This is a genomic window from Micromonospora sp. NPDC000668 (assembly GCF_042897975.1).
Classification (GTDB): Bacteria; Actinomycetota; Actinomycetes; order Mycobacteriales; family Micromonosporaceae; genus Micromonospora.
The window spans coordinates 218602-245264 of the sequence record NZ_JBIAYP010000004.1 but is presented as its reverse complement, the minus strand read 5'-3'; the positions used below and the strand labels follow the sequence as shown (position 1 = coordinate 245264).

Sequence of the window (26663 nt, the reverse complement as noted above, 5' to 3'; positions counted from 1 at the left end):
AATCAAGGGCTGTCAGCTGATCAGTACGCCTGTTCCGACGTGGCGCCAGCGAGGGTGAGCCTGCGCGATCAGTGCCTCGTCAGTGCGGGCGGACCGCACTGACGAGGCACATGATCACGGGATGGGCGCTACTTCTCGACGATCTCGATCGTCGCCGTACGGTAGTTGTTGCGCTTGTCGTTCTTCGTCGGGTCGTAGTTCTTCTCGATGTTGCCGGCGCTGTCGACCGAGAACCAGCGGAACGTCGTCGTCTCGGTCACGTGGAACACCTGCCCCGGCTCACGGAACTCGGTCGCCGCATAGCGTGGCGACTCGAGCGTGGGTCGGCTGCCGTCCGTCGTGTAGTAGATGGTGGCCGGCTCGCTGGTCTCGAAGCGCACGTCGACGGGCCCGCGGTACTTCCCGTCGCCGGGGACGAGCCGGGACGTCGGGTCCTTCTTGTCCTGGCCCCAATCCGCCGCGACCCGGAACATCTCCATGATCCCGTTGGCGTACTCCATCGTCTCGGCGTGACCGCTGACGAGCTCGGGATTGCCCGCCCATTCTGGCTGGAACGAACCGCCCTGCCAGTCGCCGGTGGCCGGGTTGTAGACGGAGCCGCCGACCTCCCAGCCGAAGGCGTAGATCCCGTAGGTGTAGTACAGGTCCTCGCGCACGTTGCCCGCGGAGGAGTAGAGGACGTCGGACGAACCGCCGACGTTCTCCGGCGTGACGACGGTTTCCCGGTGCGCCTTGACCTGCGACAGGATCCTGGCGGCCGACTGCCAGTAGAACGCCTCGTCACCCAGCGGCGGGCGCGGCGTGGTGATCCGCCCGTCCGCGATGTAGGCGCCGGGCTGCCAGAACAACTGACCGCCGTTGGAGTGCACCGACATCATGAACTTGATGTTCGAGTACTTCTCGACCAGCCAGATGATGTTCTTCGACTCGGGCTCGGACAGCTCCTCCGGCCCCTGGTAGGTGCCGCTGACGCAGTTGGTTGACCCTCCCGCGTAACCGTCGTGGCCCGACCCGACCCGGTAGTTCCGGTTCAGGTCGACGCCCCAGGAGTTCCGCTGCGCCGGATCGGCGGTCGCGTCCGGGCAGTGGTTCGTCATGTTCTTCCGCTGCGAGGCGAAGTTGTAGAAGCTGTAGTTCGCCCCGTCGGGGTTGTTGGAGAGGATGAAGAAGACGTCGGTGTTGTCGACGATCTTCTTCGTCTCCCGGTCGGACCGGTAGTTGTGCACCAGACGCTCGGCCGACTCCAGGCTGGTCGTCGCCGGCACCCACTCGCGGGCGTGGTCCTGAGCCTGGATCAGGACACCAGGCTTCTTGCCGTCACGGTGCTTGCCGATCCGCAGGACGGGGATCGTGACCGGGCCTCGCGGCACCTCGCCCGCCGGTGCGCCGGCGCGCTTCTGGTCGAGGAAGTCGCTCAGCGCAACCGGGCCGGACGTCGGCGCGACGATGCCGGTGCCCGCGTTGGTGCGGTACGGGTGTGCCCGGTCGATGAGGCCCTGGGACTGGGCCCGCACTGCGTCCGCCACCTGGGTGGCCGTACTCGCCGGTCCACCGGAGGCGTCCTTCGCGAGGAGGACGCGGACCGCCTTGCCCGTGACTTCCACCGCGAGCGGGAGGTTCGCGCCCGGCCGGTCCACGAACTCGACCGTGATGTCGTTGCCGCCCTCGTGGCCCCACGCCGCCGAGCTGACGACGACCGCCGCCTGCCCCGTGCCGCCGATCGTGGCCTGCGCCTTGCGCTGGTAGCCGTTCGTCTGGTTCGGAAGGTAGACGATCTCGGCGATGTCCGGGTACTGGCGGGCGATCTCCTTGGCGCGGCTGTAGAGCTGCTGCGGGTGCTTGTAGCCGTCCACGAAGTCCGACTTGTAGGACGGGTTCGCCGTCAGCGGCGGCGGAGCATCCTCGAGCCAGTTGGAGACGACGCCGGTGACGACGCCACCGGTGGAGTTCGTCACCTGGATCTTGTCGGGGCGTGCGTCGAGCTTGAACAGGTTCCGGTGGAACATGTACTGCCCGGAGTCCACGAACCGGCTCATCGTCCGGGCGAAGCCGAACGGCGTGCCCTTGCCCGAGTCGTTCTCGAGCTGCATCCCGACGATCGGGTCTGCCTGCTGCCCCTCGGTGGTCCGCGCCTCGACGTAGAGGAAGCCCTGGCCCTTCGTGGTGAACCAGTCGGCGCGGGCGATGCGTACCGTCGCCTCGTGGTTCAACGGCTGGACCGCCCGCGAGGCAGCGCCGTTGATGCCGCCGTCGGCCTCGTCGCTCCACGCGAAGCCCACGTCGTCGCCGAGGACCTCGACGCCCATCGCCTTCAGTTCGGCGACCTGCTCGGCGGTGACCACCGCCTCGCCTTCGATGCCGGTCGGCACGCGCTTGAGGCCGTGCTCAAGGTCGAAGCCGGCGGCGACCACCTTGTCCAGCATGTCGGCGCCGGCCAGCTTGATGTGTACGAGGCGAACCTGCTCCCGATCCTCGAGTTGGGATCGTCCGGCCGTGGCTGTCGACTCCGTGGGATCCGCGCCCGCGGGCCCGGTCGCCACGAGGACGCCCGCCACCAGGGCGGGCAGCGCGAGAAGCGCGATGCGTCGTTGTATGTGTCGCATACTCCCCCTCCTTCTGCTTGCGACGTGTGAATGATGTGCTGGTCAGCCCTCGCGGAGGTCGCGCCTCCATTGAGGACAGTCTGGTGAAGCCGTCGTACGGCGTGCCTGCGTACGACGGTGGTTGCCGTTGCGAGAAGGATCGGGAAGGGCCGTGAGTGAGCTGAGTGCGGTGAGCGTATGTGCGTTTCGGGCGTCAGTGGCTCACGTGCATCGAATTTGAGCATTCCTTGAGCTGAGGGGGATTCTCCGCCGCATAGACGGCCGTGAGCGCTGGCGGGGATGCTGGGGTGAGTCGGGTCCATCCGATGTGTCCGCCAGCCGGCCCCGGCGAGGGACGGCGTCACTGGAGGGTGAGGTCTGCACCATGCGCGTCGGCCAGACTGCGAGGTCTCCGTACGATTTCCGCCTGCTCGTGGTGGCACCGGACCCGGATCTGCGTGGTTCGCTCACGGCCCAGCTGAGCTTCGCGGGCTATCTGGTCACCTCTGCCGCGACCGGCGCCGCCGCGCTGCGACTGCTCGGGGAGCATCACGTCGATCTGATCGTGGTCGACGTGGAGATCCCCGATGTCCACGCGCTCGCCCGTGATCGCCCGATCCTCACCGACCGCCCCCCGGTCCTGTGCCTTGCCGCGTGCGAGTTTCTGGGGGCTCTGGTACCCGTGCTCGGCACCGAGATCCAGGACTACATCACCAAGCCGTGCCGGAGCGCCGAGTTGTTGGCCCGCGTGCAGGTGCTTCTGCGCGACAGGACCAACACGGCATCGGGGACCGTGCTGCGGCACGGTGATCTGCTGCTAGACGAGGTCGTCTGCCGGGCGTGGCGGGGTGATCGTGTGCTCGACGTGACCCCGGCGGAGTACCGGCTCCTGCGTCACCTGTTGCTCAACGCCGGCCGGGTGCTGTCGAAGGAGCAGATGGCCTGGCAGGTCTGGAGCGAATCCCGTGGGGTCAATGCCATCGAGCGGCTGGTGTCCCGACTGCGGCAGAAGGTGGACGAGACAGGGCCCCATCTGATCCACACGCACCGGGGATTCGGGTACTGGCTCGGCTCCTCCCAGTGACCTGAGTCACGTCAGGGATCCGTCAGGTTCGCGTCCAGGTTCCGTCAGCGCCCTTTGTTTGCATGGGTTGTCAGTCTTCGCGCGACGCTCCGAGGAGACCCATGTCCGAAACCGGCGTGCCCGAGTACCCGATGGCGCGTGAGGCGGCCTGCCCCTTCGCCCCCGCTGCCACCCTCCGCGCGATGACCCGGGAGAACCCGGTCGGGAAGGTGCGGATCTGGGACGACAGCACACCGTGGTTCATCACCCGGCACGCCGACCAGCGCGCTCTGTTGAACGACCCGCGGCTCAGCATCGACGAGAAGCGGCCGGGCTTTCCGCACATGACCCGCAGCCGCGCGGCGGGCGCCCCGCACTACCCCGCGCTGATCACGAACACGGACCCGCCCGAGCACACCCGCCTGCGCCGTACGGTCAACGCTCCCTTCATGGTGAAGCGGGTGGAGGCACTGCGACCGCGGATCCAGGAGGTCCTCGACTCTCTCGTTGACGAGATGCTCGCCGGTCCGAATCCGGCCGACCTGGTTCAGGCGATCGGTCTGCCGGTACCGACGTTGGTCATCACCGAGATCCTCGGCGCGCCGTACAAGGATCATGAGCTCTTCCAGACCGCCAGCCACAAGCTGGTCAGTCATGAGGCGACGCCCGAGGACGCTCAGGAAGCCGCCCAGGCCCTGAGCGGGTACATCGGTGACCTGTTTCGGCGCCGGATGTCCGACCCCGGCGACGACGTGCTGTCCGAGATGGCGGGTCGGGTGAAGGCGGGGGAGATGACCCCTCAGGAAGCCATCACCATGGCCATGGCCATCCTCATCGCCGGTCACGAGACCAGCGCGAGCATGATCTCCCTGGGCACTCTCGCGCTGTTGCGGAATCCGGACCAGCTTGCCCTGCTGCGGGAGAGCGACGACCCGAAGTTCGTGGCCAACGCGGTCGAGGAACTGCTGCGCTTCCTGACGATCGTGCACACCGGGATCCGGCGCATCGTCAACGAGGACATCGAGCTACGCGGCAAGGTCATCAGGGCCGGTGACGGCGTCATCTTCGATCTGTCCGGCGCGAATTGGGACGCCGATGAGTTTCCAGACCCGGAGCGGCTGGACCTGCGGCGGCCCGCCCGTCAGCACCACGCGTTCGGTTACGGCGCCCACCAGTGCCTGGGCCAGTCGCTCGCCCGGGTGGAGTTGCAGGTCGTCTACGGCACTCTCTACAAGCGCGTCCCGACCCTGGCGCTGGCGGTGCCGTTCGAGGAGGTCGAGTTCGCCATGGAAGGCGTTGCCTACGGCCTCAGGTCCCTGCCGGTCACCTGGTGAGAGGAGCCGAGATGACGTTGCGAGTGGAGTTCGACGAACCGAAGTGCGTCGCGGCCGGGCAGTGCGCGATGGTCGCCCCCGGCGTCTTCGACCAGCGCGACGAGGACGGTGTCGCGATCGTGCTCGACGACGAGCCCGGCCCGGAACAGCATGACGAGGTGCGGGAGGCCGCCGCCGTCTGCCCGGCGGCCGCGATCCGCCTGGTGGAGCAGTGAAGCACGCTGTCGTGGTGGGTGCCTCGGCAGCCGGCCTCGCCGCCGCGGAAACCCTGCGCCGCGAGGGCTACGACGGCACCCTCACCCTGATCGGTGAGGAAATCGATCCACCGTACGATCGTCCGCCGCTGTCCAAGCAGATCCTCGCCTCCGACTGGGACGCCGACCGGCTGGCCCTGCGGACCCTGGAGCAGCTGACCGCGCTGCGTCTGGACCTGCGGCTCGGTGCCCGCGCGACCGGCCTGGACCGAGCGGAACGCGTCGTGCGGCTGGCCGACGGCACCGCGATTCCCTACGACGGGCTGATCATCGCCACGGGGGTACGGCCGCGGCGGCTTCCGGGCGTGGGCGCGCACGTCCTGCGTACCCTCAGTGACGCGCTCACCCTGCGCAGGAGGCTGCGCCCCGGCACCCGGTTGGCCGTCGTCGGCGCCGGGTTCCTCGGCGCGGAGTGCGCCGCCGTGGCCCGCGGCCTCGGCTGCGACGTCGTCCTGCTCGAACCGGCGCCGGTGCCGCTCGCCCATGCCGTCGGCGAGCAGATCGGGCGGGTCCTCTCGCAGGCGCACCGCGAACACGGCGTCGACCTGCGCACCGGCGTCGCGGTCTCGGCTGTCACCGACACCGGTGTTTTGCTGACCGGGGGAGAGCTGGTCGTAGCCGACGAGGTCCTGGTCGCGATCGGGTCGCAGCCCAACACCGAGTGGCTCGACGGCAGCGGCCTGGAGATCGCCGACGGACTGGTCTGCGACCAGTACAGTGCCGCCGCGCCGGACGTCTACGGCGCCGGCGACGTCGCTCGCTGGCACAACCCGCTGTTCGGCGTGCCGATGCGCGTCGAGCACCGCACCAACGCCGCCGAGCAGGGCATGGCGGCCGCCCGGAACCTGCGGTATCCCGATGCGCGGAAGCCGTTCGCGCCGGTGCCGTACTTCTGGTCCGATCAGTACGACATGAAGATTCACGCTTACGGCCACCTGCGCGGCAGCGACGAGGTCGCCGTCGTTGACGGCGACCTCGAACAGCGACGGTTCGTGGCCGCGTACCGCAGTGGCGACCGTCTGGTCGGCGCCCTCGCCGTCGGCATGCCGCCCAAGGCCATCCGCCGGTGGCGGCAGGCCGTCGTTACCGGCACCGCCTGGAAGGACAAGTGACGCACGGTGTGGCGTCGTACGCACTCATCGGGATGTGCGTTCGATACCGCGCCGGACGAGACCGCGGACGCCGGGGAGTGTGATCGCTCGGATCGCCAGGTCGTTCATCCACACGTGGAACTGGCTGGGCGGCGCGTACTGGTGCATTCCCCGGCGCGCGAGTGCCTGTCGTTTGGTGACCTCCGGGCGCAGGCCGGCTTCCCACTCGGCCAGGGCTGCCGGGATGTTGTCGTGCCGCCGCAGGGCTGCGCCGAGCTGGTCGGCGCCGGCGAGCGCGAGGGCCGCGCCGTGTCCGGCGAAGAGGGTGACGCACCAGGCCGCGTCTCCGAGCAGCACAATCCGGCCGGCGCTCCATCGGGGCATGACCACCTGGCTGACTGAGTCGAAGTAGGCATCGGCCGGATCCTTCTCAAGATGACGGATCGCATCGGGCACGCCCGCGCCCAGATCGCCGAACGTCGCGCTGAGCGCATCCACCGGTCCGCGTCTCAGGTCCGAGCCCGGGTCCGCGCATCGGTACGTGAAGAATGCCGACGACCGTTGTGGGCCCAGGTTGACGATCGCCGCGGTGCGTCCCGGACCGATGAAGGTCGTGGCGGACGACTCCGGCACGCCCGCCACCGGATGGACAAGCGGGAACGCGGCCACAACGTACGGGAGATCGACCCGGTGTCCAGAGCCGAATGTCGCCGTGCGGGTCGCGGAGTGAACACCGTCGGCACCGATCAGGAGATCGGCGTCCGCTGTCGTGCCGTCGCTCAACATCACCCGTACCCGGTCGGCGTCCTGGTCGACCGACGCGACCGTGGTGCCGAAGCGAATGTCGGTGCGGCCGCGCACCGCTTCGTACAGGGCGGTCTCCAGGTCGCCACGGAACACCGACATGGTCCGTTTGCCGAGGGCGGCTTCGGCGATGGCGGACGGCACGGTGAACTTGGGCCGCCCGTCGGCCCGGACCAGCACGGTGGTGAACAGGCCCAGTTGCCGGTCGGACAGGGCGGGTAGGAGGCCGATGCGCTCGGCGGCGTCGTAGCCCGCCCCGAGCAGGTTCACCAGGTAGCCACTGCTCCGCCGGGCCGGAGCGCGCTCCACGACGAGCGTGTGCCACCCGGCCTGTCCGAGACATAGGGCCGTGGCCAGCCCGGCGATACCGGCGCCAACGATTACCGCGCGCTTCATCCATACTCCCAGCGCCGAGAATGAGCATCTGCTCAAACCAGTATGAGCATCTGCTCATACTGACGCAACAGCGGCTGGGGCCAACGCTTAGAATTCGGGGCATGCCACGCGGAGTCGCCATCCCCGAGCCCAGGCAGCAGTTGTTCGCTGCCGTGGAGCGGGTGATCGCGGAAGACGGACCGAGTCGACTCACCGGCCGGGCCGTGACCCGCCAGGCCGGCGTCGCCACCGGCCTGCTGTACGCGCACTTCGCGAACTTCGACGACTTCCTGGTCGGCTACGCGGTCGACCGCGCCTTCCAGATCTCCGGCGAGGTCGCCGGCCTCCCGGGGCGCGCCGGGACCGGCACGGTCACCGGGAATCTCAGCGACGCCATCCTGGCGACACCGCTGGCCATGCTGCTGGCATTGACCCGGCTGATGGCCTACCGGCCGGAACTTGCGAGAGGCGTCGAAGCGGTGCTGGGCGAAGGTAACGCCGGACTGCAGACGGTCGAGCGTGCGACCGCCGACTACCTGGCCGCCGAGCAACAACTCGGGCGGGTGCCCGCGGGGGCCGACACAGAGGCGCTGGCCTTGACGGTGGTCGGCGTGCTGCACCACGTCGCACTCACCGGCGGGACCAGCCCGACGGCGACCAACCGGATTCGCCGGGCCCTGGCCGCACTGACCGATGGGTTCCCGGCCGTCGCCCCGTCCTGACCCCAGTCCTCGCCAAGCGAGCGTCCGCATCCCCGACCTGCTGGGCTGACGGGATCGGGGTCGCTACGGTTTCCCCGCCTTCGTGCGCTCAGGGTGCATGTCGCCCGAGGTCACTGGGCGACCAGGGAGGTTGATGCACAGCTGTCCCGGCTCAGCACCGCACACCGGGCAGGGGCGGTACGACTCGACGGGTCCCGGATCGAGGCCCCTCGCCCGGGCCGCTCGGACAATGTCCTCGGCCGCGTGGTGCAGCTCAAGGTCCCGATGTCTCACGGCAGCCTGGTGGATTCGCTGGAGTGCGCCTCGCGCCAGCTCCCCTGGGTCGGTCATCCAACCGACCTTCCCGCTGTACTCGCCGACACACGCACCCCACTCCCCTTCCGGCGTGCCCGCGAACGGGGAGAGTGCCTGGTCCACGGCGTGCTGCCGCCGGCAACGTCTACGCTGTGACCAGCGGCCACCGCACCATGCGACTGTCGTCCACACACAGCCCATGCGGTGGCTGCGTTGCGCCTGTCGGCCCGACCAAGATCCGAACGGGCGACTGCAGTACCAGGTGCGAACGAACGCGATCCTGCGTCGGGCGAGAAGGGCGGATCATGATCGCTACGTGGTGCCGGGCGCTGACTCCCTTCCTGGCCGGGGCAGGCGGATGAGCGCAGTCGCGTTCCTCAACATCGCCATGCACGGGCACGTCAACCCGACGCTGCCGGTCGTGGCCGAGCTTGTTCGTCGCGGGCACTCCGTCACCTACCACACGATGCCCGCCCATGCCGAGGAGATCGCGGCCACCGGCGCGCGAGTGCTCCTGTACTCCGGGGCTGACGTACCGCTGTCCGGCCCGCCGATGCCGATCACGGTGATGGAGCAGCTTGCGCGCACCGCCGTACGGGTGCTGCCCGGCGTTCTCACCGATCTGCGCGGCGTCCGGCCCGATCTGATCGTGCACGACTCCCTCTGCCTGTGGGGGCCGGTGGCCGCCCGCGAACTCGACGTGCCGGCGGCGTCGTCGTTCACCACGTTCGCGTTCAACCGGCACGTGCCCAGCCCCACCCGCGGCTCCTGGGAGCTGCTCGCCGCGGCGGCGTCCAATCCCCGCCAAGCCGGGGGGTATCTGAGGTCGCGCTGGGAGCTGCGCCGCCGGTACGACAGCCGTGCGGTGCCCCTGATCGACCTGGCGAACATCCGTCAGCCGCTCAACCTGGTCTACACCTCTCGGGCGCTCCATCCCGAGGCCGACAGTTTCGACCAGTCCTACCGGTTCGTCGGGCCGAGCGTCGGTGCTCGCCCAGCCGACTCGTCGTTCCCGGCCGATCGGCTGGGGGACCCGGTGCTGTACGCCTCAATGGGCACGGTGTTCGGCGCCGGCCCACAGCTGCTGCGCAGCTTCGTCGAGGCGCTCGCCCCGCTGGGTGGCACCGTGATCGTCTCCACCGGACAGACCGATCCCGCCGCGCTCGGTCCGCTGCCGGCCACCGTGATCGCCCAGCGCTCCGTACCGCAGCCGGAGGTGCTGGCCCGCGCGGCGCTGTTCATCACTCACGGCGGCGTGAACAGCGTCAACGAGGCCCTGTACGCCGGCGTCCCGATGCTGGTGGTTCCGCAGGGCGCGGACCAACTGATGGTCGCTTCCCGCATCGTCGAGCTCGACGCCGGCCTCTCGATCCGCACCGAGGACGTCAACGTGGAGGTCGTGCGCGCCCTCGCCCAGCGCCTGCTCGACGAGCCGCGATTCCGGGCCGCCGCACGCACCCTGCAGGTCGCCCAGCGTCAGGCAGGGGGCTCTTCGCGCGCCGCCGACGAACTTGAGCGCTATGTGCAGCAGACCGGCCCGGTCACTCAGCCGGCCTCTGCCGAGCTGCCACCGCAGGGCTGACCGGTGTCCCCCGTCGTCGCGATCCTGCTGCTGCTCGCCGGGCTGTCCGAGGCCGCCGGGCGTCTCCTGCCCGTGGTGGCACGGCTGCCCAGCGTGTCGCGTACCAGGGTGGTCGGGTTGATGCTGGCCGGCGCCCTGGTCGACGGCGCGGTGTTCGCGCTCTGGCCGCTGTCCGCGTGGACCCTTGCCGAGCTGGCACTGCCCACCTCACCGTCCGACGAGGCCGCGCTGATCTGGACACCAGGCATGGCCGCCCCGCTGCTGCTGGCCGCGGTCCTCGCGTTCCCGCTGCTCGGGCCGCTGCTGCACCTGGTGCTCATGGTGGGAGTGGGGGCCGGCCTCGCCGCCGCGCTCACCACGGTGGCCGGCCTCGGCTGGTGGGATGCCGCCGGCTGCGTGGCCATCGCGGGAATCGGGCTCGGCGTCGCCGTCGAGGGCGTCCGTCGCCTGGTCGTGAGGCTCAACACGAGAAGAGCACCGGAGCCACGTACATGATCGAGTTTGCGCTCCTGCTGCTGCTCGGCGGGATCGGCCCGGTGCTGCTCGCCGAAGCTCTGCTCGCCCGCTATGAGGTGCTGGCCTATGCCGCGGGCTGGCGAACTCCCACCACCGCGCTGCCCAAGGGCATGCCCTACGCCCGGGGCGCGGACCCGGACCGCCCTCCGGACGCCTACCTGGTCTATCTGGACGGCATCGGGAAACGCCGCTTCCACGACACCCGCGACGGTGGCCGACTGGTCAAGTCCCTGATCGCCCGAGCGCCGGAGCTCAGGGTGCTGGGCCAGGTGCAGCCCTACTCTCCGCTGGCCGATCCGTTGGCCGACCGTCCGGTGTGGACCTGGTTACGCCGCCACATCGGGCTGGTGCTGTTCCTGCACAACGTGGTGCAGATCTTCGTCGCCGCCGACCGCCGGTACCGTCCCCTGTACAACCGCGCCGTCGGCTCGCAGATCGCCACGCAGCTCCGGTTCGCCGGCTACCAGCATGACAGCGGTATCCCCGTGGTACTGCTCTGTTACAGCGGCGGCGCCCAGGTCGCCACCGGCGCGGTCGACGAACTGTGGTCCCAGCTGCGCTGCCCGCTCTGGCTGATCACTCTCGGCGGGTTCCACAACGGCGCCAACGACATCACCCACGCCGAGCACCTCTGCCGGCTCACCAGTGCCGGCGACCGGATTGAGCGAGTAGGCACCTGGATGTTCCCGCAGCGGTGGCGGCTGTTCCGCTGGAGCGGCTGGAACCGGGCTGACCGCGCGGGAAAGATCACGGTGCACCGGCTCGACCCGGCGACCCACGTAGGGCCGCACAGCTACATCAGTCCGGAGGTCGGGCTACCCGATGGCCGCAGTTACCTCGACCGGACCACCGACACCGTGATCACGCTGATCCGGGAGCGCCTGGCCGCGACTGCGGAGACCGACCGCCCGCTGCCATGAACGGCTTGACCATGGCGCACAGCACGGACCGGTCGTCGTTGCGCTCTGCGTCGGGAGGATGGAAGCCGCCCTGGCCCCACATCGCGAGGATGCGTTCGGCCAGGGCTTCCCATGTCGTGCCGTCGAGGCTGGTGTAGATCTCGTAGTCCGCGATCTGCTCGTTGGCTGTTCTGCCGTCTGTTGTCCATGCCTGATGTCGAGGCTTGTTGGCCATCCCAGTTACCCGGCCCTCGGCCTTACCGTTGCCGTGGCACCCAGAACTCCACCTCGGTGCCCTCCGGCGGATGACTGTGGATGCTGGTCGTGCCGCCGAGATCGGCGATCCGGCCCCGCATCGACTGAGCCACCCCCAGCCGGCCGGCGCGGGCCGCGTCGGCCAGCCGCTGTGCGTCGAACCCGACCCCGTCGTCACGGACGGTCACTCGCACCCCGTCTCCTTCGTCTTCCAACAGCACCCACGCCCGGGCGGTCTGGCCGGCGTGCCGGCGGACGTTGTCCAGGGCGGCCTCGACCGCCGCGACAAGTTCGGCGGCGGGACCCGACGGCAACACGACTGGTTCTGCGGGCGCGGACACCTCGACCATGGGGGAGGCCAGGGCGGTGAGCGCCGTCCGCAGGTCCGCTTCACCGCCGGGACGGGCCACCTCGGCGCCGCCGGTGAGTAGGTTGCGCAGTGCGACCTCCTGCTCGCCGGCCAACTTTGCCAGCTGTGAGCCGGTCGCTCCCAGTTGCGAACCCTGCCGCTGAACCAGCGCCAGCACCTGCAGAACACCGTCGTGGATCGGCCGGGCCAGCCGGTCCCGTTCGGCGGCAGCAGCCTCCTGTCGGATCAGCTCGGCCCGTTTCCGTTCCGCCCAGCGTTCGGCCATGTGATGCGCGACGCCCAGACCGCCGATCGTCGCGCCCGCCACGAGAAGCAACACGGCCGATGTGGTGATGTGGAAGACCGGGTTGAGATACGACGACACCGGCAGGCCATCCTGCAGATACGTCACCTGGACAATCTGTAGCCCGCTGGCGGCGAGCACGCCGACGAGGGGGCCGAGCACGGCAGGAACAGCACCACGGGCCGCGAGGACCGGCGCGGTCGCGCCGGCGACCGCCGTGGCCGCCGCGGTAACCAGAACGAGCAACAGTAGCGCCGGAATGACCCGCTGCTGTTCGGCCAGTTTCTCCGGATGGCCGGTCGTGGCGGCGTACGCGATGAGCACCGCCGTTGCCGCGCCCGCCGCCAGCGTACCGGCGGCCGCGACCCGCCACCGGCTGCTGGCGGCCGCCGCACCGACCGCCGCACCCGCGAGCGCACCCAGCCAGCGCACCGGACCCATCGCGCTGAGCGCGGTGAACGCCAGGATCAGCGGTGCCGCCACCGCCACCTGGACGGTTGCGACAGCGAGCGCCGCGGCGAGCGACCACAGTCCCGCGACGGCCGCCAGGCCCATCGCCACCACCAGTGTGACCACACCTGTCACCGCGATGGCCACTGCCTCGTGCCGGTACAGCGACGACCAGCTGACGTCCAGCAGCGCCGCGAGCCGCTCGGTGGTCAACAGGGACAGCGGAAGCACCAGGCACACCGCCAGCCCGGCGGCGATGACCAGCCGCAACCGCTGCCACGCCCACGGGCTGGTGTCCGGCGGCCCGGCCGCGGCGCCGTCGCCACGTCGGATCCGCCGGGCCGCGGGGATGAGCGCAACGAGGGCAATCGCAGTCATACCGGCATGCCAGGCAGGCCGCGACGGGTCCGAGTACAACCAGCCGGGGCCGACCAGCGCGGAGCCGACCAGGCGGGACCCGAAAGCCAGCCCCACCAGGGCCGCGCCCGCGCGTGGTGAGCCGTTGCCCAACAGACTCTGGGCACCGGCGAGGACGCCCACCAGGGCGAGTGGGTACGCCGCGGAATGCGCGAAGGTCAGCACCAGCGGGTACGACAGGCCCGTCAGCTGCGCCCAGACGTAGGGCACGCTCAGCAGGCCGGCCACGGCCAGCAGAAACGGCCACCAACGCAGCAGGCACAGGCCCACCACGGTCGCCAGGATGGGGATCAGGGCGAGTATCCACCCCTGACCGTGGTACACCGGCCGCACGGGCGTGGCGATGAACGGCGGCAGCCCGCCAGCGTACTGGGGCGATGTCGCTACCGTGAGTAACAGGCAGCCACCCAGGCCAGCCAGAGCCTCCCGCCACTGCGGCGGCCTCTCCATCATGGCGCCGATCATGACCGATCCATCGGAACCGCGCCGTCCGTCCGGCCACAGGTGACGGCCGCGGCCACGCCAGGATGCGGCAGGCGGTCGGGCCGACCCTCAGGGCAGTATTCGAAGTGCCACCACTCGTTGTCGTACCTGCGGTACAGGCCGTACCGCGCGCCATGCCGCTCCAGCCAGCGAGCGCCTTCCGAGGGTCGGATGTCCAGCGCGGTGCCCGCCACGTGGCGGGACTCGTCTGGCGGGAGCGTCCACCGCCGAGCGGCCTCCACCGACCCGCTGCGCCGGACCTCCTCGGCATAGAGAGCCGCTTGCGTGGCGGCGTCCCGGTAACCAGAGGTCAGGCCTATCAGCTCCCCGTACCGCCACAACGCCTCGCTGCGCGCCGCCTCGAAAGCCGCCCGGGCCGGGGGAGCCAGGCCGGCCAGGTTCTCGGCCGGGAAGCGCAGCGCCAGCGCCCACTGGCAGGCGGTATGGCGGGCACGCCCCGGAGCGACCATGTACGCCACGGGCGCCAGCAAAAGGGCCAGCAGCCTGGTGACGGCAGGGTAGACCAGATCCCTGGTGCGAACGGTCCGGGCAGTGCCGACACGGTGGGTGGCGTGCAGAGACATGCCCACCACGATCTCGATACCGACGGCCGTGGGCATGAGTCTGAGTACTCAGCACCGATGGCTCAGGCGGTGTCGCGGCGACGGGTCAGCTGGATGCCCGCTTCGGGAGCAGCAGCTCCTCATGATCGAGTTCACGTTCCAGAATGCGGAGCTCTTCGTCGGGCAGCCGGCCGGCGTCGCGCCAGCGCACGAGCTCCTCGCGCTGCGCGTCGATGGCAGTCCGGCGGACACGAAGCGCCGTCTCGTACTGCGGTGAGGTCGGCATTTCGGACGACCCACTCCGCTCGAGCAGATCGAGCCGCCCGCGGTAGCGCGCCAATCGGGTCAGCAGCTGCGTACGGGTGGTGTTGACGGCAACTGCGCTGTCCGGCTCGTCGGCGGCAACTTCGTCGAGGCGGGCCAGGGCGGCCTCGACCGCCGCCGAGCGGGCCTCGTTACGTACGCGAGCCTGGTCGGTCTCGTTGGCGCGCAGGCCCAGCATCCGCACGAGCGGTGCGAACGTCAGGCCCTGCCCGACGAGCGTCACCAGTACGACCACGAAGGTGCAGAACAGAAGGAGGTCGCGATCGGGGAAGGGCGCGCCACTGTCGGTGGTCAGCGGCAAAGTGAAGATCGCGGCCAGGCTGATGACGCCGCGGGTGCCGGACCAGCTCAGTGCCGTCACCTCGCGGAAGGAGAGCCGGCGGGCGTTGCGCTCCGCGCGCGCGACCTGCCGGGCGCTGCTGGGCTCGTCGGGGTCGTCCTGCTCGGATATGCCGCCCAGCCGCGTGTGCAGCGACCGGGGGAGGGACTGGGTCAACACCAGCCACGCCGGGCGGAGAAGCAGCACCACGCCGACAGATATCGCGACGGCGATGACGATGGTGGACAGGTCGTACTGGCGCAGGCCCTTGATGACCTCGGGAAGCTGCTGGCCGATCAACAGGAAGACGAAGCCTTCGAGGAGGAAGTCGACCAGCCGCCACACCGCGCTGGTCTGCAGCCGGGCGGCGCCGGACCCGAGCTGGGGCGTCTGATGGCCGACGATCAGCCCGGCGACCACCACGGCGAGCACCCCGGAGACGTGTAGCTCCTCGCCCAACAGGTAGGCCACGAACGGTGTCGCGAGCGAGATGGCGTTGGACATCAACGGGTCGGCGGTGAGCGGTCGGGCCAGACGTACCGCCCAGGCGACGGCCGCCCCCACGGCGACCCCGCCGACCGCCGCCAGCAAGAACTGCCCAACGGCGGACGGGAACGAGAACTCACCACCTACGGCAGCGGCCACCGCGACGCTGAGCATCGTCAGCGCGGTGGCGTCGTTCAGCAGCCCCTCGCCCTGAATGAGCGTGACCAGCTTCGGCGGCAGGTTGACCCGGCGGCCCACCGCCAGAGCGGCCACCGGGTCGGGCGGCGCGATAGCGGCGCCGACCGCGATGCCGGCAGCCAGGGTCGCCCCGGCGACGAACAGGTGGAACCCGACTCCCACGAGTACCGCGGTGAGGAGCACCAGCACCACGGACAGGCTGACCACGATGCGGAGGTTCCGGCGGATTTCCAGCAGCGAGGAGTCCAGTGCGGCGCTGTAGAGCAACGGCGGCAGCACGACCATGAGCACAAGGTCGGGATCAAGGCTGACGTTGGGGCCCGGGAGCAGCGCGTACGCGATGCCGATCAGCGGCAGAAGCGCTGCCGCCGGCAGGCCGGTGCGGGCCGCCACCCACCGCACGGCGACGATGACCGCGACGGCGGCGAGCACGAACAACAACATCGAATGGGTGCTCACCTGGTGACTTCCCCCTGGAGCGGCGCGAGGTGCGAGGTTCTTCGGGTCGACTGCCGGCTCGCGGCCGAGCCGGCCGGTCGTATCCGATCGGTGACACCCGTCGACGCCGTAAGGCCTGGCAGCGCGGCCTGCAGCAATCCCGAGCCTACCCGTTTGATCAACGCGCCGTTCGTCGGCGGTCCCGGGAGAGCGTGCGACCAGGGGAGGACGTCGCGCAGCTCAGAGGTGGGATGGTTGTACCGAGAGTTCGTGCTGGAAGACGTTCCGTGGGTCCCATCGGTCCTTGACCTGCTGCAGTCGCGGGTAGTTGGGGCCGTAGTAGAGGTCGGTCCAGGATCGGGATTCGGCGGCTCGTGGCCGCTGGTGTCGACCAGCGGCCACGAGCCTTCGCGTACGGCTGCTAACCGACGACCACGACACCGCCGTCCTGCACCGGTTGCAGGTGGGCCGGGTCGAGATCGTCGGGCGCACCCCGCCCACTGTCGTAGACGACCCGTCCGCCGTCGCTCTCCCAGATCCTGATCCGGAACCGGTCCACGTCGCGCCCGCCCGCGCCGTCGGCGACCGTCACCTGGTACGAGTACCCGGGCAGCCCATTCACCGTGCCCTCGCCGCAGTACTGGCCCACTGCGCCGGAGACGGTCAGGCGCTCGTTCGTCGTCCCGGTGAACGCGAAGTCGCGGTCCCGCAGCCGGAACGTGGTCTGCCCGAACGGGGTGGGCGAGCCCTTCACCAGGCCGGCGACGAAGGCGAATTCGCCCGTGCCGGTGGCGGTCAGGTCCGCGCTCCAGGACCCAGGTGGGGAGACGATCGCACCCGCACCGGCGACCGTGACATCAGCCGGGTCGTAGACCACGATCCGGATCGTCTGCTGCCCCGTCCCGCCGTCGCTGTCGGTGATGGTGATCCGGGCGAGGTGCACACCGGGCCGCAGGTTGCCGGTGGCCACACAGACGCCCTCGTTGCGCGCCTCGGTGACCACGCCGGGGATCGCCGGCTCGGCATCGTCGACGTCCCAGTCCATCGTGCACCGGTGAGCGTCCGGGACGCCCGGGTCGGTGAACGTGGCCCGCACGCTGACCGGACCGGCCGCCCGCAACTCCTCGTCGAGCGCGATCGGGCTCACCTCGATCGGCGGGTTCGCCACGGTGACCGTCACGGTGTCGGTCGTGGTGCCGTGGCGGGCGTCGGTGGCGGTGAGTTCCAGCCGATAGGTGCCACCCCGGTTGACCCGGAACGATGGCCTGCTGGCCGTCCCCTCCAGTTGCAGGCCGTTGCCAAGCCCGCCGCCGTTCGGCTCGGCGAGCACCGTCCAGGACAGGGTCACCGGGTCGCCGTCCGGGTCGGTGGTCCGGCTCGCGTCCAGGGTGACCACGTCGCCCTCGGTAGCTGTCCGGTCCGGCCCGGCGTCGGCGAGCGGGGGGCTGCCGGCGGGGAGCACCCGTCCCACGGTCACCTCCGTGCGCGCGGTGGCCTGGCCACCGTCGGCATCGGTGGCGGTGACGGTGATGAGGTGTCGTCCCTCGGTGAGCTGTCCGGGGGTGAGGGTGGCGCCCGCGCCGAGGTCGCCGTCGAGGCTGGATGCCCAGCGCACGGCGGAGCCGTCGAGGGTGCCCTGCTCCGGGTCGGCGGCCGACGCGGCCAGCGTCACCGTCTGCCCGACGGCGAAGAACGCGCCGCCGAGCGGGGCGGTGATCCGTACCGCCGGGGTCTTGCCGGCGACCGTGAGCGGCCCGCTGGTGGCCTCGGCGGTGTTGACCCCGTCGGTGGCCCGCACCCGCAGCCGGCCGGTGGCCGCACCGCCGGTGCCCGCGAGCAGCCCGGCATCGAGGGTGTACGACGTCCCGGTGACGCCGTTGGCCAGCACCCGCCAGTCGTCGGACCCGTCCGGGCTGTAGAGGACGCTCGCGGTGACCGGGCCGCCGTCGGCGTCGTCGGCCGTCCAGCGGAGCGTGACCGGCCCGGCGGCCGGCACCGGGTCGGGCGGTGCCTCGCCGGTCAGCGACACGGCGGGCCGGTTCGCCGACACCGCGAGGGCGGCGAGTTCCCGTCCCGTCCGGGTGTCCACCAGGGTTACCCGCCGGGTGCCGGGTGCGAAGTCCACCACCTCGTCGAAGGTGCGTGTCGCCCCGTGTTCGGTGCCTGCCGGTGGGGTGAACGCGTGCTCGACCAGGGTGGTGCCGGCGGCGTCGAGCAGTCGCAGCGCGTACGGGCCGGGGGTGGTCGCCGGGCGCTGGGTGATCCTGGCGACGCGCTGCCCGGTGAGGGTGGCGCCGGCGTCGTCGATGGTGCCGGACAGCGTCAGCAGGTCACCGGCCGCGCCCTGCTGGACGGGTGGGTTCTGCACACGGTCCCGCCACAGCTTCCACAGGTCGTCCGAGACCCACGTGGCCCGGCAGTAGCTCATCAGGTCCGCGACCGGCGGGCTGGTGTCCGGCGCCCAGACGATCCGGCGCGGGACGCCGAGTGAGGCGTCGCCGATGTCGTAGCCGGCGAAGGCTGGGTTTGCCAGGTCCGGCCCACCAATGGTGCCGCGCGGGTACGGGTACGGTCGTGGCCCGTCTTCGTCGGTGCGGTCCTCGGTGCACTCCACGTGCCGGGCGCCGAGCAGGTGCCCCAGTTCGTGCTGGATCACGGTCGGACTGGTTGAACCCCCGACGGCAACCCAACCGGGGATGTCCTCGGCGACGCCGCCCATCTGGGGCCGGTTCACCAGCACGAGGTGGTAGACGCCGGGTTCCCGCTCACCGGCCGTCGCCTGCTGGTAGCGACTCAGCACCGAGAACGCGTCCGACGCGTCGAGACGGTAGATGTCGTCGTTGATCCAGGAGTACGGGTGTTCGTCCCGGAACTCGGTACGGGTCACTTCCAACCGGCTCGTCGGTAGCGTGCGCCGCAGCAGCGACTCGGCCCGGTTCAGCTCGGCCTCGGCGGGCAGCACCCATTTGCCGTCGCGTTTGAAGCCGAAGCCGACCAGTTGGATCCGCACCGGGTTGGACGCCAGGAAGCGCACCGTGCGCTCGTGGACGTTGTCCAGGTAGGTCGGCTCGGTGACCCGGCGGTCGGGGTTGACCTCGACCCGTAGCCGCACCTCGCCCTCGCTGGTCCAGTTCGTCGGCAGCTCGAACAGGAAGCCGCCGCCGAGCTGCCCGCGCCGCACCGTGCGGTCCGGAACCAGCGTCCGGCCGGGGTTGGCCGGCGAGATCGGTGGGCCCAGGGACGTTCCGTCGGGTCGGAACCCGTGCAGGGCGGCCGTCACCGCGGGCGTCGCGGCGTCGGTGCCGACGTACGCCCGGACCACGGTGCGCCGGTCGGCGACCAGGGCGACGGAGTTGCTCTGATCCTGGATCACCTGGGTCGCCTCCAGATCGGCGACGCTCAGGTTCGGTCCCGGTTCGGTGCAGGTGTTCAGGTAGACGCGCAGGCTGTTGTCGACCTCGTCGAGGACGACCACGTCGAGGGACTGGTTGTTGTCGAACCGGCCCACCGCCGCCTGCACCGGTCGCCTGCCGGCGGCCAGCACCGCAGGTTGCCCGAAGGTGCCGTCGCCGCGACCCGGGAAGACGTAGACGGCGCGGCTGGCGTAGCCGACCACCACCAGGTCCGGCCGGCCGTCCCGGTTGACGTCGGCGACGTCCACGTCGTGCGGGCCCTCCGGTCCCGGGGTCAGCGGCGCCAGGTCCACCGACGGCAACTCCCGCTCGGCTGGCGGGGGTCCGCTGCCGCCGGCCGGGTCGTGGAAGCCACGCCACAGCCGGATCCGGTCCTCGCCGAGGATCGCGACGGCCGCGTCGAGCTGACCGTCCAGGTCGAAGTCGGCGATCGCGGGCTTCCACGCCTCGCCCAGGCCCTCGATTCTGGGTCCGGGGCTGAGCTTTCCGTCGCGGACCACCGAGGCCGTGCTCTGCGCACGGCTGCTGAACAGCAGGTCGGGTACCCCGTTACCGGTCAGGTCCCCGGCCGTGACGAAGTTGGGCTGGACGTACGTGGGCTGGTCGCCGAGCGTGAACCGGGAGTCGAAGGCGCCGCCGTTGAGGTTGCGGAAGACCCGGACACGGTTGTCCTCCGGGCCGTCGGGGACCTCGGGGTCGAGGGCGGCGAGGTCCGGTAGCAGGTCCCGGTCGAAATCGGCCACCGCCACGTCCGCGACGTTGCGGTCGAACAGCACGCCACGGCCCGGCCCGAAGCTCGGGTCGCTGCCAGCGCTGCCGTACCAGATGCCCACGCCTTCGGTGGTGGCGACGGCGTAGTCCGGTTTGGCGTCCCGGTTGAAGTAGCCGACGGCGATGTTGCGCGGCGTCCCCGGCGCTTGATAGACCTCCGGCGGTGCGCCCGGCCCGATCGATGTGCGGAACGTGCCGTTGCCGACCGCGATGAACTGGTGGACGTCGCCGTCGCCGCCCGCCGACGCGACGAGCAGGTCGTCGAAGCCGTTCTGGTTGGTGTCGGCGACCTCGACGTCACGCGGACCGGCGACCCCGGCGACCGCCGGCATCGCCGTGAACCCGAACGTCTCACAGCCGGAGGCGAGCGTCGCCCGCGCGTCGGGCGTACCGCCGGCTGCGGCCGGCGCGGCCGATGAGGCTGGCACCCCCACGGCCGAACCGAGCAGCACCACGGCCAGAGCCGCCGCCACCCGGCCGGCCAGCGGGCCGAACCATCGTGATCGCATCACTGCCACCTTTCCGTGCGCACGGCAGCACGAGGCACGCCGCCAGACACGGTCGTCGTCTGGATGAGGAGTCCCGGCTGGGAACACCGGAAGATGGCCGACTGCGGGCACCGGCGCGAGCCAGGCGGCCGCGCGGCAGCACCGCCCGTCAGCCAAGAACGAGTCTCATCGATGGAATCGGCCGGGGCCAGGGTCCGCTGTCCCGGACGGCCGAACAGCCCGCTCGATCTTTCGGTACGGACGCGAGGCAACCCCTGCCCGTCCGTCCACATCGGGCGGACGAGTCGGGAAGGCGATTGCGTCGGCGACGATCGGCAACGAGCGGAGGCTCGTCAGGTCAGTGGCGGCCGGGGGTGGCGTGCACAGGGTGGAGTCGCCTTCCTGACCCTGCTGGGACGGCGGCCGGGCACCGGGGGAGACGGGTCAGGAGGCGGCCAGTCGATCCAGCAGCTCGTTGAGCAGGGCCTGCTCCCCGGCTGACAGCCCGGCCGAATCTTGATCGAGCAGTGTGCGCAGGGTCAGTGCGGTGCAGGCGCGGGTCGTCGCCGGTTGGTCGGCCTCCGGGCTGTTCCGTAGGACACCGGCGAGTGCTGCTTCGCGGACGCGATCGGAGAGGTTCATGTCGCGCTGGTCGTCCGGCTGGGTGATGAGACTGAGAGTGGCCCCGATGTTGGCGGCCAGGATCTGCTCGGCCGCGTCGTCGGCCGGCACCTTGAGCAGCCCTTCCCGCGCGGCCGCGACCAGCAGGTCCCGCAGGATGGCATGCGCTGGTGCGGTGATGGTGCAGGGCTTACCGAGCTCGACCTGTCCGTACAACAGCGCGTAGAACGTCGGATGGTCCAGCCCGAACTGGACATGCCGGTCCCAGCCCTGGCGGATGGCGTCCACCGGATCGCCGGTGTCGCCGGAAGCCGGCGAGGGCCGGACGTACTGGGTGAAACCGTGGCCGATCACCGCGTCGACCAGACCCTGCTTGCTGCCGAAGTGGTGGTACAGAGTTGGTGCCTGCACTCCGGCGCGTTCGCAGACCGCTCGGGTCGACAGGGCGCGGTCGTCGGAGCTGGCCAGAAGTTCGGCTGCGGCCAGCAGGAGTCGGTCCCGGGTGTTTCCGGTCGATGCTCTACTGCCCATGGCGCTAGCATATTCGATGTAGCGCTACGTACCCAGCTGTAGCGGTATGGGTGGGTGGGGTGGTGGCTGAACTGGGCCCGGCAGCCTGTCAGGACCAGGGGTTCTGGCGGAGGCGCATGGTTGGACGCTACAGTTGCCACTGTAGCGATTGACGTTTTTTCGGTGCCCACGTTTCTGCTCGCTCACCGAGGGCAATCCTGCTCAGGGGTCCCGCCAGTCCGCACAGCCCATCCCGCGCCGCCGCACGGGTCGCCGACGACAACGTGAACGGCGCCACCCCGAAAGGTGCAATCAGGTGCGTGCAGGGTCCAGCCGGTGCACCTCGGAGGCTTCGGCCACGGCTCGGCGAGTGACGTCATGAGATGCACGTTCCCCCTCCGGCGGTCGAGCCTTGTTCGTGGCAGGCCCGTCCCACCACACCAACCGGCTCGAACGACCGCAGACGCGCAGCGGCAGCGGCAGCGGTGGGCGGTCGAGACGATGGCGGTGGCTCCACACGACCACCTGCTGGAGATCGGTTGCGGTCGAGGAACAGCCGTCGCGCTGGTCGCCGAACGACTCACCACCGGCAAGATCGTGGCGATCGACCGCGCGGCGACGATGGCGCGGCTCGCAGCAGAACGGAACGCGAGCCATATCAGCGCCGGCCGGGCCGAGATTCGACGTGCGGGGTTCGAGTCGGCCGATCTTGCGGCCTGTCGCTTCACCAAGATTTTCGCAGTGAACGTCAGCCTGTTCTGGCTGGGCACCGCGACAGAGCAGATCGAGCGGATCCGGGACCTGCTGGCTCCGGGGGGCGTGTTCTACGTCTTCGGTGAGCGGCCCACGTCTGCGAACGCCACGGGGAACGTCATGTCGACCGAACGCCTGCTCCGCGCACACGGGTTCCGCACGACAAGATCAATCGTGGCTCGCGGGCAGAGCCGCCTGTTCACCTGCGTCACCGGTACGCCGATCTGACGATCGATGATGGACGGCACGGTCGGTGGCTTCCGCCGTGCCGCGTGGGTGTCGGAGCCCGGCTGGTGACCGGGCCCCGACACCCGCCGAGGGATGTCAGGCGATGGGGAAGGGGCCGTCATTCCCCTCCGCCTGGGTTGGGTCGAACCAGCGGGTCAGCGGCGCGGCTTGGGTGCGATGCGCGGCAGGACGTACGGCGGTCCGGCGAAGATCAGGTCGGACTTGAGCTCGTGGTACGCCCGCTTGGGTTGGTAGCTCTCGTCGTAGATGGTGGCCATGCCCTGCGGCGGGTCGTTGAACCAGCCCGGCACCCACGAGTGCTTGTCGCTGAAGCCCCAGACGGTGTACGACAGGCAGCTGCGTACGGCGAGGCAGGCCTTCATCAGCACGCTGAAGTTGGCGGCCGACGCCTGCAACCTGGGGTTGATCTCCGCCGAGTTGCCGGCCTGGACCGCCTCGGTCATCTCGCTGCGGACGTCGACCTCGGTGAACGCGGTGGCGACACCGAGCGCGGCGAACTTCTTCAGTGCGGCGGTCACCTGGAGGGTGTCGTAGTTGCCGTACTGGGTGCCCAGGTGGCCCTGAGAGCCGACGCCGTCGATCGGGACGCCCTGAGCGAGCAGACCCTTGACCATGTCGTGGACGAACTGCGGCTTGTCGTCGGCCGGATTGCCGGAGCCGAACGCCTCGATGTTGTAGTCGTTGTAGAACAGCAGCGCCTTGGGATCGGCGACGCGTGCCCAGCGGAACGCGTCGGCGATGTAGCCGGGCCCGAGGTTCTGCGCCCAGAAGCCCTTGTAGTGCAGGGTGGACGGGGTGTCCCACGGGTCGCTGACCGCCTCGTTGACCACGTCCCACTGCCAGATCTTGCCCTTGTACCGGCTGACGACGGTGGTGATGTGCCTGCGTAGCAGCTCGCGCAGCTCCTGCCTGCTGATGGAGCCGTCGGCGACGCCACTGGTCAGCCAGGCGGGCAGTTGGTTGTGCCAGACCAGCACGTGGCCGCGCACGCTCTGCCTGTTGCGCTTGGCGAACTCGACGAGCTGGTCTGCCGCGGCCCAGTCGTAGGCGCCGCGGGTGGGCTCCAGGCTCTCCCACTTCATCGCGTTCTCGGCGGTGACCGAGGAGAACTCGGAGGTGGTCAGCCGGCGGTACTGCGGGTCGCTGGTGTCGTTGAGGGCCGCCATGTCCACCGCGGTGCCGACCTGGAGGCCGTGGCGCAGGCCGAGAGCGGCCAGGCTCTGCGCGGTCGGATCGTAGGGCCGGTTCGCGGCGGCTGGCACCGTGTTCAAGGCCGCAACGGTCGCGACGGCGACCGCGCCGGCGGTCATCCACCGTCTTAGCTTCATCTGCCTTCCTTTCATATTGATCGACAAGCGTCGATCATGAAACAGAGGGTGCGGGGCCGGTGCTGATGATCTGGGGGTGGGGTCGACGCCGGGTGTCGAGCGGTCGGGCTGACCGTGGGTGGTGCCGGTAGCTCGGGGTGGAAACCGGAAAGCTGCTCGAAACATTATGGTTGTCGATGTCCCTCGTCAACCTCGAAAACTTCCGGAAATCAGTTGTGTGAGCTGCGAAGCCCTGCTTGCGCCGATGCCGAAACTTTCGAAGGGTGGCGGCGCGGCGACATAGCCGGCAACACGAGGTCGCCGGCTGTGCCGTACGTGGATGTGTCTGCGGGTTGCCCTAGGCGCGGGCCACGGCATTGCGCCAGAGACGCGGCCTAACGTCGACGGGCAGGCGGCGACGTGGTTGCCGACCCCTGACGCCCCGACCGCTGCGGGCCGGTCGGCTGGGCATGCCAGCGGGCCAGCTCGTCGGCGGTGGCGACGCGTACCGGGTCGGGGTTGGCCCAGCTCCAGTTGGGGTGGGCCCGGTTGGTGAGAAGGACGAACACGAGCTTGTGGGTGGGGTCGACCAGCAGGGAGGTGCCGGTGAAGCCGGTATGCCCGAAGGTGGTCGGACGGCTGAGCCGACCCATGAACCAGGGCTGGTTGAGCACCACGCCGAGCCCGTGGTCGGCGGTGCGGTGCGGCCGTTCGGGGTCGACGGCGGGCAGTCCAGCGTTGGCGTTGGTGAGCATCCGGCGCACCGTGCTCTCGGCCAGGACCCGGCGCCCACCGTAGGTGCCGCCGTCGAGCAGGAGTTGACCGATGACGGCGACCTCCTGGGCGGTGCTGAAGATGCCGGCGTGCCCGGCGATGCCGCCGAGGTGGTTGGCCACGTCGTCGTGCACGACCCCGCGGAGAAGTCCGCGTGAGGAGCGGGCGTCGGTGGCGACCATCCGAGCGTCCCGTTCGGTGCTGCTGATCCAGGTGTTCGGGTTGAAGCCCGTCCACCGCAGGCCGAGCGGGTCGGTCAGGCCGGTCTTCAGGGCCTGGTCGAGGCGTTGGCCGGTGACCTTCTCGACGAGCTTGCCGGCGACCATCAGGCCGACGCTGGAGTAGCGGAACACCCGGCCGGGCACGCCGCCGCTGACCAGCGGGGTGGCCAGGACCGCCTTCCACTTCTCGGCGAGGGTGGGGTAGCCGGTGACGTTGGCGCCCACGGGCAGACCGCTGGTGTGCGCCAGGAGCATCGCCACGGTGACGGCCGACTTGCCGGTGCCGGTGAACTCGGGCAGGTAGCTCACCACTGGTGCGTCGAGGTCGAGGCGCCCCTGCTCGACCTGCTGCAGCACGAGGATGGCCGTGTAGACCTTCGTGATCGACGCGAGGTCGAAGATGGAGTCGGGACGCATCCGGACGCGCTGCGCGGCTGGCAGGAGCACCGGCCCGGCGCCGAAGCGAAGCGCCTCGCCGACGGTTGCCTGAGCGCTCGGCTGCCCGCCGGCGAGGGTGAGCGCCACCGCCCCCGCGTACGTGGGGTGCGAGGGGTTCTGGCTGGTGGGCTGCAGGTGGACGTTCAGGACGCCGGTCAGCCGCTGGCTGATCGTTCTCGACGTGCGGGCCAGGGGGCCGGTGGCCGCGGCGCCACCCTGTCCGGCTACGGGCTCAGCCGGGATCTGCCATGAGCCGGCCTGCCCGGTCGAGGGCTTCGACTGGCAGCCGGTGAGCGCCGCAGCGGCAGCGGAGAGTCCGAGGCCAAGCATCGAGCGTCGATCGATACGCACGGCAGGATCATGCCATCTCATCAGGCGTGACGACAGCACAGCTCTGCGACCGGCTGTTGTCCGTACCTCTGTCGATGGACGGACGGCCACGCGGTCCGTGGTTGGATGCGGGCATGGCTGAGTATCCGCAACTGCTGCACACGGTCATCGACACCACGGACGTCCGTGCCCTTGCCGAGTTCTATCGGCAACTCCTGGGACTGCGGTACCGGCAGGGCGACGAACCTCCGGCGGACGGGGTTGCGGACGACGCGGACTGGCTCGTCCTCGTGGACGCGAACGGGGCCCGCAGGCTGGCGTTTCAGCAGGTGGAGCGTCTGGAGCGTACGACGTGGCCCAAGCATGACATCCCCATGCAGATGCACCTCGACTGCACAGTGTCCAGTGTCGAGGAGCTGCAGCGGCAGCGGGAGCGGGCCGAGTCGCTCGGGGCGCAGTTGCTGCTGGACCGGTCGGACCCCGCGGACGAGCCGCTCTATGTCCTCGCGGACCTCTCGGGTCACCCGTTCTGCATCTTCGTCGGCTGATCCGCGGCTTTTCGCCACGCGGTCGCCGCTGGGCGGCATGTTTCGCTCGGATCAACCCGTTGACACGGCCGTGGTCTGCCCGGAACTATCAGCCACAGTCCAGCGGTCCCGCGTCGTCGGTCACGAGCCTTCATGACA

The 26663-nt window shown here is 70.2% G+C and carries 21 protein-coding genes; 10 read left to right on the top strand and 11 right to left on the bottom strand.

Annotated features, from left to right (window positions below):
* Positions 1 to 128 precede the first annotated feature (128 nt).
* Complete coding sequence (locus ACFY29_RS21880) at positions 129 to 2603, bottom strand: M14 family metallopeptidase (protein WP_386988956.1); 2475 nt, start codon at positions 2601 to 2603, stop codon at positions 129 to 131.
* 364 nt (positions 2604 to 2967) lie between these two features.
* Between ACFY29_RS21880 and ACFY29_RS21875 the strand changes: the two genes are divergently transcribed.
* The 4 genes from ACFY29_RS21875 to ACFY29_RS21860 all read left to right on the top strand — a co-directional run bounded on the left by ACFY29_RS21875 (position 2968) and on the right by ACFY29_RS21860 (position 6345).
* On the top strand, positions 2968 to 3666 hold the full coding sequence (locus ACFY29_RS21875; protein ID WP_386988954.1) for a response regulator transcription factor: 699 nt from the start codon (positions 2968 to 2970) through the stop codon (positions 3664 to 3666).
* A gap of 101 nt (positions 3667 to 3767) precedes the next feature.
* Entirely contained in the window at positions 3768 to 4979 is a 1212-nt protein-coding gene (locus ACFY29_RS21870; protein ID WP_386988951.1) for a cytochrome P450, read from the top strand.
* A gap of 11 nt (positions 4980 to 4990) precedes the next feature.
* The gene (locus ACFY29_RS21865) at positions 4991 to 5194 is read left to right on the top strand and encodes a ferredoxin (protein ID WP_355603520.1); all 204 of its coding nucleotides are present in this window, start codon (positions 4991 to 4993) and stop codon (positions 5192 to 5194) included.
* The gene (locus ACFY29_RS21860; RefSeq protein ID WP_386988948.1) at positions 5191 to 6345 is read left to right on the top strand and encodes an NAD(P)/FAD-dependent oxidoreductase; all 1155 of its coding nucleotides are present in this window, start codon (positions 5191 to 5193) and stop codon (positions 6343 to 6345) included. Before ACFY29_RS21865 ends, ACFY29_RS21860 begins: the two co-directional genes overlap by 4 nt.
* A gap of 24 nt (positions 6346 to 6369) precedes the next feature.
* On the opposite strand, the gene ACFY29_RS21855 is transcribed toward ACFY29_RS21860, so the two are convergent.
* A complete protein-coding gene (locus ACFY29_RS21855; RefSeq protein ID WP_386988946.1) occupies positions 6370 to 7524 on the bottom strand; it encodes an FAD-dependent oxidoreductase in 1155 nt (384 codons plus the stop codon).
* A gap of 101 nt (positions 7525 to 7625) precedes the next feature.
* On the opposite strand from ACFY29_RS21855, the gene ACFY29_RS21850 reads away from it, so the two are divergent.
* The 4 genes from ACFY29_RS21850 (at position 7626) to ACFY29_RS21835 (ending at position 11537) form a co-directional block, all read left to right on the top strand.
* Positions 7626 to 8225, top strand: a complete 600-nt coding sequence (locus ACFY29_RS21850; RefSeq protein WP_386988943.1) for a TetR family transcriptional regulator — start codon at positions 7626 to 7628, stop codon at positions 8223 to 8225.
* A gap of 652 nt (positions 8226 to 8877) precedes the next feature.
* The gene (locus tag ACFY29_RS21845; protein WP_386988941.1) at positions 8878 to 10101 is read left to right on the top strand and encodes a macrolide family glycosyltransferase; all 1224 of its coding nucleotides are present in this window, start codon (positions 8878 to 8880) and stop codon (positions 10099 to 10101) included.
* Positions 10102 to 10104: 3 nt separating this feature from the next.
* A complete protein-coding gene (locus tag ACFY29_RS21840) occupies positions 10105 to 10596 on the top strand; it encodes a hypothetical protein (RefSeq protein WP_386988939.1) in 492 nt (163 codons plus the stop codon).
* Positions 10593 to 11537, top strand: a complete 945-nt coding sequence (locus tag ACFY29_RS21835; RefSeq protein ID WP_355603504.1) for a hypothetical protein — start codon at positions 10593 to 10595, stop codon at positions 11535 to 11537. The genes ACFY29_RS21840 and ACFY29_RS21835 overlap by 4 nt, the downstream gene beginning before the upstream one ends.
* Here ACFY29_RS21835 and ACFY29_RS21830 read toward each other — a convergent pair.
* From ACFY29_RS21830 to ACFY29_RS21800, 7 genes are all read right to left on the bottom strand, one after another.
* The gene (locus ACFY29_RS21830) at positions 11479 to 11751 is read right to left on the bottom strand and encodes a hypothetical protein (RefSeq protein ID WP_386988935.1); all 273 of its coding nucleotides are present in this window, start codon (positions 11749 to 11751) and stop codon (positions 11479 to 11481) included. The genes ACFY29_RS21835 and ACFY29_RS21830 overlap by 59 nt on opposite strands.
* Positions 11752 to 11773: 22 nt before the next feature.
* Positions 11774 to 13744 (bottom strand): sensor histidine kinase, encoded by a 1971-nt coding sequence (locus ACFY29_RS21825; protein WP_386988932.1) that lies wholly within the window; start codon positions 13742 to 13744, stop codon positions 11774 to 11776.
* A gap of 8 nt (positions 13745 to 13752) precedes the next feature.
* Positions 13753 to 14394: a M15 family metallopeptidase gene (locus tag ACFY29_RS21820; protein ID WP_386988929.1), complete on the bottom strand. Its 642-nt coding sequence runs from the start codon at positions 14392 to 14394 to the stop codon at positions 13753 to 13755.
* 49 nt (positions 14395 to 14443) lie between these two features.
* Positions 14444 to 16123: a Na+/H+ antiporter gene (locus tag ACFY29_RS21815; protein WP_386988926.1), complete on the bottom strand. Its 1680-nt coding sequence runs from the start codon at positions 16121 to 16123 to the stop codon at positions 14444 to 14446.
* A 219-nt stretch (positions 16124 to 16342) separates the two neighbouring features.
* Entirely contained in the window at positions 16343 to 16504 is a 162-nt protein-coding gene (locus ACFY29_RS21810; RefSeq protein WP_386988923.1) for a BBE domain-containing protein, read from the bottom strand.
* A gap of 19 nt (positions 16505 to 16523) precedes the next feature.
* Positions 16524 to 20795 (bottom strand): FG-GAP-like repeat-containing protein, encoded by a 4272-nt coding sequence (locus tag ACFY29_RS21805; RefSeq protein ID WP_386988920.1) that lies wholly within the window; start codon positions 20793 to 20795, stop codon positions 16524 to 16526.
* 423 nt (positions 20796 to 21218) lie between these two features.
* Positions 21219 to 21926 (bottom strand): TetR/AcrR family transcriptional regulator, encoded by a 708-nt coding sequence (locus ACFY29_RS21800; RefSeq protein WP_386988917.1) that lies wholly within the window; start codon positions 21924 to 21926, stop codon positions 21219 to 21221.
* Between the two features lie 357 nt (positions 21927 to 22283).
* Between ACFY29_RS21800 and ACFY29_RS21795 the strand changes: the two genes are divergently transcribed.
* Positions 22284 to 22886, top strand: a complete 603-nt coding sequence (locus ACFY29_RS21795) for an SAM-dependent methyltransferase (protein WP_386989899.1) — start codon at positions 22284 to 22286, stop codon at positions 22884 to 22886.
* Positions 22887 to 23041: 155 nt separating this feature from the next.
* On the opposite strand, the gene ACFY29_RS21790 is transcribed toward ACFY29_RS21795, so the two are convergent.
* Both ACFY29_RS21790 and ACFY29_RS21785 read right to left on the bottom strand, forming a co-directional pair.
* The gene (locus ACFY29_RS21790; protein ID WP_386988914.1) at positions 23042 to 24235 is read right to left on the bottom strand and encodes an endo-1,4-beta-xylanase; all 1194 of its coding nucleotides are present in this window, start codon (positions 24233 to 24235) and stop codon (positions 23042 to 23044) included.
* A gap of 374 nt (positions 24236 to 24609) precedes the next feature.
* Entirely contained in the window at positions 24610 to 25998 is a 1389-nt protein-coding gene (locus tag ACFY29_RS21785; protein WP_386988912.1) for a serine hydrolase domain-containing protein, read from the bottom strand.
* A gap of 113 nt (positions 25999 to 26111) precedes the next feature.
* On the opposite strand from ACFY29_RS21785, the gene ACFY29_RS21780 reads away from it, so the two are divergent.
* Positions 26112 to 26525 carry a VOC family protein gene (locus tag ACFY29_RS21780; RefSeq protein ID WP_386988909.1) on the top strand — a complete coding sequence of 138 codons (414 nt, stop codon included), beginning with the start codon at positions 26112 to 26114 and terminating at the stop codon, positions 26523 to 26525.
* Positions 26526 to 26663 lie beyond the last annotated feature (138 nt).

What these genes read in the sequence shown, in the direction of transcription:
- ACFY29_RS21880 (WP_386988956.1), bottom strand. Translation starts at nt 2,603, where the DNA reads ATGCGACACATACAACGACGCATCGCGCTTCTCGCGCTGCCCGCCCTG.
- ACFY29_RS21875 (WP_386988954.1), top strand. Translation starts at nt 2,968, where the DNA reads ATGCGCGTCGGCCAGACTGCGAGGTCTCCGTACGATTTCCGCCTGCTC.
- ACFY29_RS21870 (WP_386988951.1), top strand. Translation starts at nt 3,768, where the DNA reads ATGTCCGAAACCGGCGTGCCCGAGTACCCGATGGCGCGTGAGGCGGCC.
- ACFY29_RS21865 (WP_355603520.1), top strand. Translation starts at nt 4,991, where the DNA reads ATGACGTTGCGAGTGGAGTTCGACGAACCGAAGTGCGTCGCGGCCGGG.
- ACFY29_RS21855 (WP_386988946.1), bottom strand. Translation starts at nt 7,524, where the DNA reads ATGAAGCGCGCGGTAATCGTTGGCGCCGGTATCGCCGGGCTGGCCACG.
- ACFY29_RS21850 (WP_386988943.1), top strand. Translation starts at nt 7,626, where the DNA reads ATGCCACGCGGAGTCGCCATCCCCGAGCCCAGGCAGCAGTTGTTCGCT.
- ACFY29_RS21845 (WP_386988941.1), top strand. Translation starts at nt 8,878, where the DNA reads ATGAGCGCAGTCGCGTTCCTCAACATCGCCATGCACGGGCACGTCAAC.
- ACFY29_RS21835 (WP_355603504.1), top strand. Translation starts at nt 10,593, where the DNA reads ATGATCGAGTTTGCGCTCCTGCTGCTGCTCGGCGGGATCGGCCCGGTG.
- ACFY29_RS21830 (WP_386988935.1), bottom strand. Translation starts at nt 11,751, where the DNA reads ATGGCCAACAAGCCTCGACATCAGGCATGGACAACAGACGGCAGAACA.
- ACFY29_RS21825 (WP_386988932.1), bottom strand. Translation starts at nt 13,744, where the DNA reads ATGATGGAGAGGCCGCCGCAGTGGCGGGAGGCTCTGGCTGGCCTGGGT.
- ACFY29_RS21820 (WP_386988929.1), bottom strand. Translation starts at nt 14,394, where the DNA reads ATGCCCACGGCCGTCGGTATCGAGATCGTGGTGGGCATGTCTCTGCAC.
- ACFY29_RS21805 (WP_386988920.1), bottom strand. Translation starts at nt 20,795, where the DNA reads ATGCGATCACGATGGTTCGGCCCGCTGGCCGGCCGGGTGGCGGCGGCT.
- ACFY29_RS21800 (WP_386988917.1), bottom strand. Translation starts at nt 21,926, where the DNA reads ATGGGCAGTAGAGCATCGACCGGAAACACCCGGGACCGACTCCTGCTG.
- ACFY29_RS21795 (WP_386989899.1), top strand. Translation starts at nt 22,284, where the DNA reads ATGAGATGCACGTTCCCCCTCCGGCGGTCGAGCCTTGTTCGTGGCAGG.
- ACFY29_RS21790 (WP_386988914.1), bottom strand. Translation starts at nt 24,235, where the DNA reads ATGAAGCTAAGACGGTGGATGACCGCCGGCGCGGTCGCCGTCGCGACC.
- ACFY29_RS21780 (WP_386988909.1), top strand. Translation starts at nt 26,112, where the DNA reads ATGGCTGAGTATCCGCAACTGCTGCACACGGTCATCGACACCACGGAC.